This is a genomic window from Mycobacterium sp., assembly GCF_035499775.1.
Lineage (GTDB): Bacteria > Actinomycetota > Actinomycetes > Mycobacteriales > Mycobacteriaceae > Mycobacterium.
Genome location: NZ_DATJYB010000608.1, coordinates 1 through 9,962 on the forward strand (window position 1 = coordinate 1; position 9,962 = coordinate 9,962).

A 9,962-nucleotide genomic window follows, 5' to 3' on the forward strand; every position below is an offset into this window, starting at 1 on the left:
CGCTGCGCACCAGCGACCGCGGCGCGGGAACCAGGCAGGCGCCGTGCCGCCAGGCCAGCCACATCTCTTCGCAGGACGCGTCGAAGGCCACCGACAATCCGGCCAGCACCCGGTCGCCGGGACCAATCGGGTTGTCCTGCAAGAACATTCGTGCCTCGGCGTCGACGAACGCGGCGGCGCTGCGGTGCGAGACGGCTACGCCCTTCGGCGTGCCGGTCGACCCGGATGTGAAGATGATCCACGCGTCGTCGCGGGCCAGTGGCGCTACGGCGCGCCAGCCACGCGACGAGCCGGGGCCCCTGAGCAGCCCGTTTTCCGTGATGACCGCGACAACGTTGGCTTCGTTGAACACCAATTCGGCACGTTCGTCCGGGTCGTCGGCGTCGACCGGCACATAGGCCGCCCCGGCGGCCAACGTCGCCAGGATTGCCACGTACAGCGCGTAGCTGCCCGACGGCATCCGGATGCCGATCCGGTCACCGCGCCCGATACCCCGCGCGGCCAGCCAGACCACGCTGTCCTCGATGTCGCTGATCAGCTCGCTGTAGGTGAGTTGCACTGTGCCGTCGTCGATCGCCGCGGCATCCGGATAGCGCGCGGCGGTTTCGTTGATGATGTCGATGAGCGTGCGCGGGGCCGGTGCGTCCGAAGACAACAGGTACTGCGCAGGGATATCCGGCACCTTACGAAAATACTCAAGTCGCGCCAGGATCGCTTGAGCAACGCTGGCTACCGCAGATCTAAACGTCAGATGCGTTGCGCTGCAACAGTGTTTGAATCGCCAGGTACGCTGAGTTGGTGGCTTCAAAAGTGGCAACGGCGCAGACGGTCGATCTTTCCGCACTGCTCGAGTTCATTCGGCCGAGGCACAAGATGATGTTGACCACGTTCCGTACAGACGGTTCGCTGCAGAGCTCTCCGGTGACGGGCGGGGTCGACGAGCAGGGTCGAGTAGTTATCGCGAGCTATCCGCAACGCGCAAAATCCGCGAACATCCGCCGCAACCCCACCGCGAGCGTGGTCGTCTTCTCCGATGAGTTCAATGGCGCTTATGTGCAGGTCGACGGCGACGCCGAGGTGATCGACGGGTCCGTGGCGGTGGAACCTCTCGTCGACTACTACCGCGTGATCGCCGGCGAGCATCCCGACTGGGATTAATACCGCCGCGCCATGGTCGAGCAGGGCAAATGCCTGATTCGCATCACGCCGCGGCGCTGGGGTCCGGTGGCCACCGGCGGCTTCCCGCCCAAATAGCTGTTCAGCGCTGCCCCTGAAGCCACTCGACCAGCGAGCGCCCGGCGTCCAGGACGTGCCGTTCGGCGATCACGCGGGCCCGGTCGGCGTCTTTGTCGCCCAGCGCGTCGAGCAGCTGTTGGTGCTCGTCGAGCGAGTGCTTCTCGTGGTCGGGAAACAAGGTGAGGAAGTTGGTCGGCACGACGCGCGCGGCCTGCTTGATCTGGGCCATCAACCGCGGGGAGTGCGCCGCGCGGTGGATCTTCTGGTGGAAGTGCCAATTGGCCTCGCCGATGCTGTCGTCGCCGGAGCGGGCGACGACGTCTGCCGCGAGTTCGCGCAGCATCGCGAGTTCGTCCGGCTCGACCCGCTCGGCGGCCCAGGCCGCCGCCTGCCCGGTCAGCACACCGAGGATGGTGAAACTGTCCAGCACGTCTTCGGGGCTGATGCCGATCACGGTGACCCCACTGCGCGGCGCGACGTTGACCAATCCTTCAAAGGAGAGTTCCAGCAGCGCCTCGCGCACCGGGGTCCGGCTGGTCGCGAACTCCTCGGTGATGGCATCCAGGTCGATGCGTGACCCGGCCGGCATGGCACCGGTGAGGATGCGGTCGCGGAGTTCGCGTGCGGCGCGTTCCCGCACGGTGCCGGAGATATCGATGGCGGCCACCCTGGCACCCTACCACGCACCTAGCGTTTGAAATCTGATATATCAGATGTTAGATTCGCGACATGAGAACCGACAAGATGGCCCTCGTTGCGTTCATGCAGGCAGGCAGCACCTCCGTCTACGCCGGCTCGTGGCGACACCCGGCGACCGAACACCGGTACCTGGACGCCTCCTACTACGCCAAAATCGGGCGCCAGCTCGAAGAAGGCTGCTTTGACCTGATGTTCTTCGACGATCGCCTGGCGATGCCGGGGGTCTACGGCGGATCGGTGGCAGAGGCGGTCCGCTACGGCGCTCGCCCGGTCAAGCTGGACCTCGGCGTCGTACTCGGGGTGCTGGCGCAGGCCACGTCGCGCATCGGGCTGGGCGCGACCTACTCGACCACCTATTACGCGCCGTTCCATGTCGCGCGGACCTTCGCGACGCTGGATCACCTTTCCGGCGGCCGGGCCGCCTGGAACGTGGTCACCTCCGTCAACGACAGCGAGGCGCAGAACTTCGGCGTCGACGCCCACCTGGGCCACGACGAACGCTACGACCGCGCCGACGAGTTCATGCAGGTGGTCACCGGACTGTGGGACACCTGGGAAGACGACGCCGTGTTGCACGACCGGGCATCCGGCCGGTACGCCGACCCCGCCAAGGTGCGCGAGCTGGGGCATGCCGGCCGGTACTTCTCCGCGCGCGGACCGCTGACCGTGCCGCGCACCCCACAGGGGCGACCGGTCATCGTCCAGGCCGGGTCTTCGGGGCGGGGACGCGAATTCGCTTCGCGCTGGGCCGAATTGATCTTCACCGGTGACCCGGGGATCGACGTCGCGCGCAGTCACTACGCCGACCAGAAGGAGCGCATCTCGGTGGCGGGACGTGATCCTGCCGCGGTACGCATCTGCCCGATGGCCTACGCTGTGGTCGGCGAATCCGAGGCCCACGCCAAGGACCGCGAAGCCTTGTTCCTCAACGATCTGGTTCACCCCATGGCGTCACTGACACTGTTGTCGGAGTTGATGAATTACGACTTCGCGCAGCACGATCTGGACGATCCGGTGACCGACGAGCTCATCGCGTCGGTCTCCGGCATCCGGGGACTGGTGCAGAACCTGCGCACGCATATTTCTGTCCAAGGCGGGGGCCGGCAAGTGACCGTGCGGGACTTGGCCGGACATCGCGCCACGCTGTTGCAGGGTCCCCGCTTCGTCGGCACCGGCGAGCAGGTCGCCGACCAGATGGCGGACTGGTTCGAAAGCGGCGCGTGCGACGGCTTCGTGCTTGCCGCAACGCATCTGCCCGGCGCGTTTGAAGACGTGGTGCGCATGGTGGTCCCGGAACTGCAGCGACGCGGGCTGTTCCGCACCGAATACGAATCCTCGACGCTGCGGGGACACCTTGGGCTGCAACGACCTTCGAACACCCTCGTCGGCGCCGATGCTTGACGGCGTGCGGGTGCTCGACCTCGCGACCCTGGCTGCCGCCCCTCTGGTGGCGACCTATCTGGGCGAGTTCGGCGCCGACGTGATCAAGGTCGAAGAACCCCGACACGGCGATCCGATCCGGGCGTGGGGCAACCAGCGTGACGGCGTCGGCCTGATGTGGAAGTCGATCTCGCGCAACAAGCGATCCGTCACGCTGGATCTGCGCTGCGCCGAAGGTCAGGACTTGGTGCGTCGCCTGGTGCGGCACGCCGACGTCGCCATCTTCAACACCCGGCCGCAGACATTGCGCAAGTGGGGTCTGGACTACGACAGCCTGCGCGCGGTCAACGACCGGATCGTGATGCTGCACATCACCGGATACGGGTTGACCGGGCCGAAAAGCGAGCGCCCGGGCTTCGGCACGCTCGGGGAAGCGATGAGCGGCTTCGCGCATATCACCGGCCAGGCCGGCGGGCCGCCCACCCTGCCCCCATTCATGCTGGCCGACGGCGTCGCATCGTTGAACGCTGCGTACGCGGTGATGATGGCGCTGTACCACCGCGACGTCCACGGCGCGCCGGGACAGCTGATCGACATCAACCTCGTCGACCCGCTGGCCCGTCTGCTGGAGCAGACGCTGTTGGGCTACGACCAATTAGGTTTGGTACCTGAGCGTTCCGGTAACCGGTGGGATATCTCGGCGCCACGCAACACGTATCGCACCTCGGACGGGCGGTGGCTGGCCATGTCCGGCAGCTCACCGGCGTTGGCGCTCAGGGTTTTTCGCGCCATAGGCCGCGGCGACCTGGTGCACGACGCCGACTTCGCCGATCCCCAGCGGCGCCTGGCCAGGGCGCGCGAGGTCGACGCGGTGGTCGCGGATTGGGTTGCGACCAAGACGCTTTCGGAGGCGATGGCGGTGTTCGAGGCGAACGAGGTGGCCGCGGCGCCCGTGTACGACATTTCGGATTTGGTCGGCGACGAGCAGCTGGCGCATCGCGGGGTTTTCGTCTCCGTGGAGGACGACGAGCTGGGCGCGATGACGGTGCAGGCGCCGGTTCCGCGGTTCTCCGCGGCGCCGGGGACGGTCGGCCGTCTGGGTCCCCGCCTCGGCGAACACAACGCCGAGGTCTACGGCGAGTTACTCGGCCTGACCATTACCGAAATCGACGACCTCCGCGCGCGCGGTGTGTTGTGAGAGAAGGAATTTCACGTTGACCCAATTGCTCCGTCGCTCCGAGCTCGCGGTGCCCGCAAGCAACGACAACATGTTCGAGAAGGGCGCCGGTTGCGGCGCGGACCTGGTGTTCCTCGACCTCGAGGATGCGGTTCCGCCCGCCTTCAAGGAGGAATCGCGCGATAAGGCAATCAGCGCGCTCAACGACATCGACTGGGGGCGCACCGCACGCGCGGTGCGGATCAACGGCCTGGACACCCCGTGGTGCCACGACGACGTCATCGACGTGGTGACCAAGGCCGGCGAGAACCTGGACACAATCATCATCCCGAAGGCGCGCCAGGCCCGCGACGTCTGGTGGGTGGATGTGCTGCTCACCCAGCTTGAGTCGAAACTTGGCCTGCGCAACCAGATTCGGCTCGAAGTGCTCATCGAGGAGGTCGAGGGGCTGGCCAATGCCGAGGCGATCGCGGTGGCCAGCCCACGGTTGGACGCGTTGATCTTCGGGGTGGGGGATTTCTCGCTGTCGCAGGGCGCGCGGGTGGACACGAACTTTGTTCCCCTAGGCGAATACCCCGGTGATTTCTGGCATTACGCGCGCAACAAGGTGATCGTGGCGGCGCGGATCGCGGGCATCGACGCCATCGACGCGCCCTACCCCGACTACCGGGACCTCGACGGGTATGAGCGCGACGCGCGACGGGCGTCACTGCTGGGCTACACCGGCAAGTGGGCGATTCACCCCGACCAGGTTCCGGTCGCCAACGAGGTCTACTCGCCGACCGCCGACGAAATCGCCCGTGCGCAGCGCAATGTCGCCGCCTACCGGGAGGCCGAGGCGAAAGGCCGTGGCGCGGTGGGGGTTAACGGTGTGCTGGTCGATGCTGCACACGTGAAGATGGCCGAGCAGACGCTGGCCCGTGCCGCGCTGATCGACGGCAGCCGCTAGACTTTCTGATGGCCAAAATCCTGTTCGTCCTCACCGCAACGAGTTTCTGGACGCTCAAGGATGGCACCCGACATCCGACTGGTTACTGGGCCGAGGAATTTGCCGCGCCGTACAGCGCGCTGAGCCAACCCGGCCACGAGATCGTGGTGGCGACTCCCGGCGGTGCGGTGCCCTATGTGGACGTCATGAGCTTGCGCCCCTCGATGGCCGGCAGCCAAGAGATCGCCCTACAGCTGGAGGAAGTCCTGCGATCCGCCGAAGAACTGCGCAGGCCAATCGAATTGGCCAACGCCCGACTCGAGGATTACGACGCCGTGTACTACCCCGGCGGCCATGGCCCGATGGAAGACCTATGGCAGGACGCCGACTCCGGGCGGCTGCTCACCGCGGCACTGGCGTCAGGCAAACCACTTGCCATCGTCTGCCACGCACCCGTTGCTCTCCTGGCCACCCGTCGCAACGGGGTATCGCCCTTCGCCGGCTACCGGGTCACCGCGTTCACCAATGAGGAAGAGGACGGCGTCGGACTACGTGAGAAGGCCCCGTGGACCGCCGAAGACGAACTGGTGAAGTTGGGTGTCGATTTCGTTCGCGGCGAGATCTGGAAGCCCTTCACGGTCGTGGACCGCAACCTTTACACCGGGCAGAACCCCGCCTCGGCCGGGCCCCTGGCGCAGAACCTGCTCACTGCGCTTTAGATACCTATATGGGCGCGTCGTCGGCGAGTCAGATCACGATGACCTCAACATCCGGCATGCCGGTGTAATCACTATCTTGCGTGACGATCGGAATATCGTGAGCGATTGCAGTCGCCGCGATCCAGCTGTCGTTGACGGGTACTCGCCGGTCAGCCGCGCGCAGCCGGGACACTAACAGCGCCCATGCCTCGGAGACCGATTCATCGATATCGAGGGGCTCGAACCGCTGGGCGAGCTGATACGTCGAGAGCCGACGCGCCGATGCTTCAGGACCGGACGCTTGCAGCACCCCGAGCCGGAGTTCACCGAGCGTGATCACCGAGACACCCCATTCGTAGCCGGCAAACCGGTCCGCGGCGAGTCGCGCTGTCTCCAACCCGGTAAACACCGAGGTGTCGGCCAACGCTCGTCGGGGAGTCACCACGACAGATCGTCGGTGGTGTCCGTCAGCGCGTCGCGGAGTTCCTCGCGGAGCCCGGTGGTGTCGGGTCCGAGGCGCTCCAGTTCTCGGACTATCTCTGCCGCGGGTAACCACTGTCGGCGCCGGGGCAGGGGAACGATCTTTGCCACCGGTCGGTTTTCCTTCAGCACCTGGATTTCCTCACCGGCCTCGACGCGACGCAGTATCTCAGCGGTGTGGTTACGAAGGTCACGCGCCGCCACGTTAGCCGTCATGCTACGAGCGTAGCGAGATGCTACAACTGTAGCAACACGGCTTTTGGGTCGCTGACAGGCGACTCGTCGGACTACCGTGGCCCAATCCGGGTGGACGTGTGATGGGAGTTTGATGCCATACGTCGAGTCCGCGGTGCGTAGCAAACAGGCAGTGGCCGCCGCGCGCGCCGTTCTGATGCGTGACGGGGTCGGCGGCACCTCGATGCGCACGGTGGCGACCGAAGCCGGCATCCCGCTGGGGACGCTGCAGTACGTCTTTCCGACCAAGCAGGGCCTGCTGCGCGCGGTGATCGAGGACGTCGTGGAGGAGATCGCCGACCTGCTGCGCAGTTCTGCCGAACTCGAGGCCGGGCTGGAACACGCGATCCGGTGTGGGTTGCACAACTTCTGGGAAAAGTTGGTCGTCGACCACCGCAATCTGCAGCTGGTGCAGTACGAGCTCGTCACCCACGCCTTGCGTACGCCCGGGCTGGAGGAGCTGCCGCGCTGGCAGTACGAGAGGTACACCGAGGTTGTTGCCGTAGCAACCAAGTCATACGACTGTATGAATTCAGAGGAGTAATCATTTCGGACGTGGATGTAGTCGTCGTCGGCGCCGGGCTGGCCGGGCTCTCGGCAGCCCGCGAGCTCGTCGCGGCGGGGAAGTCGGTGCGAGTTCTCGAGGCGCGTGATCGGGTCGCCGGTCGCAACCTCGGCGGGTTCCTGAGCAACGGGGTGCCGGTCGAGCTGGGCGGCCAGTGGGTAGGGCCCAGTCAGGACGCCGTGCTCGAGCTGATCGACGAACTCGGTCTGGAGACGTTCCCCACCTACGACGCCGGCGACGCGATCTCGTTCTACGACGGGCAGCAGGTCCGCTACTCCGACGAGACCTTCGGTCTGCCGCTCGACAGCCTCGCCGAAATCGGTCGCCTGGTGGTGGAGATCGAGACGCTGGCGGCTTCGGTACCCACCTCGGCGCCGTGGCAGGCGGCGGACGCGGCGGAGCTGGACCGGCAGAACTTCGACACGTGGCTGACCGCGAACACGACCGACACCGTGGCACTGCGGTTCTTCCGGCTGATCGTGCCCACTCTGTTCTCCGCCGAGACCCCCGAGCTTTCGTTCTTGCACTTCTTGTTCTACATCCGGTCGGGCAACGGCCTGGCGATGATGCTCGCCACCGCCGGCGGTGCACAGGAGCGCCGTGTGGTCGGTGGCACGCACCGGATCTCCGAGCGGATGGCCGAGGAACTCGGCGACCGGGTGCAACTCGGGGCGGTTGTGCGCACGATCATCCAGGACGACGAGGGGGTCGCCGTCACTTATGAGGACGCCGACGGTGGCGGGACCAGCACGGTCACCGCCGGCGAGGTAATCGTTGCGATCCCGCCGACGCTTGCGGGCCGGATCCGGTATCTGCCGCCGCTGCCCGCGTCCCGCGACGGCCTCACCCAGCAGTTCCCGGCCGGGTCGGTGATCAAGTTCCAGGTGGGCTACCAGTCCCCGTTCTGGCGCGAGGCGGGTTTGAACGGGTCGGTGACCAGTCTCGACGACGCGTTCGGCATCGTGTTGGACAACTCCCCGCCCGACGCCTCGTGCGGCGTCCTGGTCGGGTTCCTCGAAGGCGCGCACGCCCGGGAGGCGGCAGAGTTGCCGACGGAGCAGCGCCACAAACTCGTCATCGACGCGTTGGTCAAGTACTTCGGTCCGCAGGCCGCCGAGCCGTTCGACATCGTCGAACAGAATTGGGCCGCTGAGGAATTCACCCGCGGGTGCTACGGCGGCCGGCTGGGCGCCGGTGGGTTGACGCAGTACGGCAAGGCGCTGTCGGCTCCGATCGGCCGCATCCACTGGGCCGGGGCGGAGACCGCTCAGGTGTGGAGTGGCTACATGGACGGCGCGATCACGTCCGGCCGGCGCGCCGCCGACGAGATCCTCACCGGCGATAGCCGACCCTGATCGAAACGGCCTGGGCTGACGCCAACGCAGCTACCATCACACGAGGCGGGATAGCGCCCCATTGGCTGAAGGGGAGTCCTGATGGTGGAGGTAGATCCCGGCGCGCTGGCGCAGGCGGCGGCCGAGGTGGATGGCATCGGGGCGTCGCTGCGCGAAGCCACGCTGGCCGCCGCCGTGCCCACCTCCTCGGTGTTGGCGCCCGCGCGGACGAGGTGTCGGCAGCTATCACCGCGCTGTTCAACGGCTACGGGCAGGAGTCTGCACGGATCGCCTCGGCGGCGCAGGGGTTCCACCAGCAGTTCGCCGGGCTGTTGGCGCAGTCGGGCCAGGGCTATCAGCAGGCTGAGCAGGCCGCCGAGCAGTTCCTGCGCGACACGGTCACCAAGCTCGAGCAGCCCTTCGACTTCCTCTTCCCGCAGAATGCCACGCCGGTTCCACCGACGGTGCCGGAGAATTCCGCCGTCGGGCTGATCGTCGGCGGCACCAACAGTCCGTTCGATCCGAAGAACTGGGCGGTCAGTGACCTTTACCTGAACCAGGGGAGCGTCAACTCGCTGCTTTACACCCCTGAGCAGTTCTGGCCTGTCTCGCCGCAGCTGGGCGGGCTGACGCTGGGGCAGTCGGTCCATCAGGGGGTCGGGCTGCTGGACGACGCCATCGGGACGCAGCTGGCGAACCACAACACAGTCACGGTCTGGACCACCTCGCAGTCGGCGGTGGTCGCCACCGAGGAGATCCGCAATTTGATGGCGCAGGGTTCGCCGAATTCCGCCGAACTTTCGTTCATTCTGACCGGCAACCCGAACAACCCGAACGGCGGTTTCTTCGAACGATTCACCGGCTTTTACATCCCGCTGCTGGACGCCTACGCCAATGGGGCGACACCGGCCGACAGCCCTTACGTGACGTCCGTCTACACCATCCAGTACGACGCGGTGGCCGACTTCCCCAACTACCCGCTCAACGTGGTGAGCGACCTCAACGCGGTGATGGGCTCGCTGACCGGCCAGCACAATTACATCGTGCCGAGGACGTACTACGAGCTGCCCGTCAGTCCTGATTACCACGGCCACACCACGTACTACATGTCGCTGGACAACGGGCTGCCGTTGGTTCAGCCGCTGCGCAGTCTGGGTGTCCCCGGCAATGCGATCGCCGACCTGCTGCAGCCGGATCTGCGGGTGATCGTCGACCTCGGCTACGCCAGCGG

Annotated in this window: 10 protein-coding genes and 3 pseudogenes; 9 read left to right on the forward strand and 4 right to left on the reverse strand. The window is 66.3% G+C overall.

All coding sequences use genetic code 11. The features are described 5' to 3' along the window. Window positions 1-682 (reverse strand): AMP-binding protein (locus tag VML93_RS36560; protein WP_325618450.1); only part of this gene is annotated, 682 nt, incomplete at its 3' end. Window positions 683-798: 116 nt separating this feature from the next. Here VML93_RS36560 and VML93_RS36565 point away from each other — a divergent pair. Further along, window positions 799-1,254, forward strand: a pseudogene (locus VML93_RS36565) (PPOX class F420-dependent oxidoreductase). Between the two features lie 4 nt (window positions 1,255-1,258). Here the strand turns inward: VML93_RS36565 and VML93_RS36570 are convergent. Further along, window positions 1,259-1,903, reverse strand: a complete 645-nt coding sequence (locus VML93_RS36570) for a GntR family transcriptional regulator (RefSeq protein WP_325618451.1) — start codon at window positions 1,901-1,903, stop codon at window positions 1,259-1,261. Between the two features lie 62 nt (window positions 1,904-1,965). Here VML93_RS36570 and VML93_RS36575 point away from each other — a divergent pair, with 62 nt between their 5' ends. Genes VML93_RS36575 through VML93_RS36590 form a run of 4 tightly spaced genes read left to right on the forward strand, consistent with a single transcriptional unit; the run spans window position 1,966 to window position 6,139 of the window. After that, window positions 1,966-3,336: an LLM class flavin-dependent oxidoreductase gene (locus VML93_RS36575; RefSeq protein ID WP_325618453.1), complete on the forward strand. Its 1,371-nt coding sequence runs from the start codon at window positions 1,966-1,968 to the stop codon at window positions 3,334-3,336. After that, window positions 3,329-4,513, forward strand: a complete 1,185-nt coding sequence (locus tag VML93_RS36580) for a CoA transferase (protein ID WP_325618455.1) — start codon at window positions 3,329-3,331, stop codon at window positions 4,511-4,513. Before VML93_RS36575 ends, VML93_RS36580 begins: the two co-directional genes overlap by 8 nt. A gap of 16 nt (window positions 4,514-4,529) precedes the next feature. Next, window positions 4,530-5,441, forward strand: coding sequence for a CoA ester lyase (locus VML93_RS36585; RefSeq protein WP_325618457.1), 912 nt, complete (start codon window positions 4,530-4,532; stop codon window positions 5,439-5,441). Between the two features lie 8 nt (window positions 5,442-5,449). Beyond that, window positions 5,450-6,139 (forward strand): type 1 glutamine amidotransferase domain-containing protein, encoded by a 690-nt coding sequence (locus VML93_RS36590; protein WP_325618459.1) that lies wholly within the window; start codon window positions 5,450-5,452, stop codon window positions 6,137-6,139. A gap of 28 nt (window positions 6,140-6,167) precedes the next feature. Here VML93_RS36590 and VML93_RS36595 read toward each other — a convergent pair whose 3' ends face one another. Together VML93_RS36595 and VML93_RS36600 are read right to left on the reverse strand one after the other, a co-directional pair. Beyond that, window positions 6,168-6,560, reverse strand: coding sequence for a type II toxin-antitoxin system VapC family toxin (locus VML93_RS36595; RefSeq protein WP_325618461.1), 393 nt, complete (start codon window positions 6,558-6,560; stop codon window positions 6,168-6,170). Beyond that, on the reverse strand, window positions 6,557-6,814 hold the full coding sequence (locus VML93_RS36600) for a type II toxin-antitoxin system prevent-host-death family antitoxin (RefSeq protein ID WP_325618463.1): 258 nt from the start codon (window positions 6,812-6,814) through the stop codon (window positions 6,557-6,559). Before VML93_RS36600 ends, VML93_RS36595 begins: the two co-directional genes overlap by 4 nt. A 112-nt stretch (window positions 6,815-6,926) precedes the next feature. Between VML93_RS36600 and VML93_RS36605 the strand changes: the two are divergent. From VML93_RS36605 to VML93_RS36620, 4 genes and pseudogenes are all read left to right on the forward strand, one after another. Further along, window positions 6,927-7,334, forward strand: a pseudogene (locus VML93_RS36605) (TetR/AcrR family transcriptional regulator); the annotation flags it as partial. Between the two features lie 44 nt (window positions 7,335-7,378). Then, the gene (locus tag VML93_RS36610; protein WP_325618465.1) at window positions 7,379-8,752 is read left to right on the forward strand and encodes a flavin monoamine oxidase family protein; all 1,374 of its coding nucleotides are present in this window, start codon (window positions 7,379-7,381) and stop codon (window positions 8,750-8,752) included. 81 nt (window positions 8,753-8,833) lie between these two features. Next, a pseudogene (locus tag VML93_RS36615) lies at window positions 8,834-9,045 on the forward strand (PE family protein); the annotation flags it as partial. A 150-nt stretch (window positions 9,046-9,195) separates the two neighbouring features. Next, window positions 9,196-9,962 (forward strand): PE-PPE domain-containing protein (locus VML93_RS36620; protein WP_325618467.1); only part of this gene is annotated, 767 nt, incomplete at its 3' end.